Below are 293 nucleotides of genomic sequence, written 5' to 3'. Positions count from 1 at the left end.
CGGCCGCCGCCAGCCGCGGGGCCGCGGCCGCGACCAGCTCGGTCACCTCGTCCTCGACCAGCGCCAGCTCGTCCGGCACCGCCGAGGTCAGCAACGGGCTCAACGCGGGCCAGACCTGCGCACCCCGCCGCAGCGCCAGCACGACGTCGATGCGCGCCCGCGGCCCGAACCGGCCGGTCTTCCACAGCTCCGCCGCGTCGGCGACCTGGCCCGGATCGGCCAGGCTGTGCACCTGCACCACCGCGCGGTAGCGCCCGGCGTCGAACCCGCCGGGCGCCTCGATCCGCAGCGAC

At 78.2% G+C, this 293-nt stretch carries 1 pseudogene; it reads right to left on the bottom strand.

The window, feature by feature from the left end:
- A pseudogene (locus tag G3I65_RS53350) lies at window positions 1–293 on the bottom strand (ATP-dependent helicase); the annotation flags it as partial.

Source organism: Amycolatopsis sp. SID8362, from assembly GCF_010550475.1.
Taxonomy (GTDB): Bacteria; Actinomycetota; Actinomycetes; order Mycobacteriales; family Pseudonocardiaceae; genus Amycolatopsis; species Amycolatopsis eburnea.
This window is presented reverse-complemented; position numbering and strand designations above follow the sequence as displayed.